Annotated in this window: 1 pseudogene (only partly in view); it reads right to left on the bottom strand. The window is 68.2% G+C overall.

Features of this window, described 5'->3' with window-relative positions:
* Nucleotides 1-302 (bottom strand): annotated as a pseudogene (locus tag JNK74_29350) (sensor histidine kinase) (it continues 317 nt past the right edge of the window).

Genomic DNA, 302 nt, shown 5'->3' with positions numbered 1-302 from the left:
GCCCGAAATCGATCACCCGGAGGCGAACACGCGCCTCGTCCGAGTCGACCCGGACGATCACCTGGCCACCCGCCTTGGCGTATTTGAGGGCGTTGTCGATGAGGTTCATCACCGCGAGCTCGAGCGCCTTGGCGTCGATGCTCCCGAAGGCCGGGGGGCCCACGATCTCCAGAGAGAGCTGGACCTCGTCCCGGACCGCGCGCTGCTGGTAGATCTCGACGGCGCGCCGGGCGACCTCGGCCACGCTCCCGACGGCGAAGTCGTAGGTCGCCTTGCCCCGTTCGACCCTCGCAAAATCGAGC

Source organism: Candidatus Hydrogenedentota bacterium (assembly GCA_016791475.1).
Taxonomy (GTDB): Bacteria; Hydrogenedentota; Hydrogenedentia; order Hydrogenedentales; family JAEUWI01; genus JAEUWI01.
The sequence above is the reverse complement of the archived record's forward strand: the minus strand, read 5'-3'. Positions and strand labels throughout refer to the sequence as shown.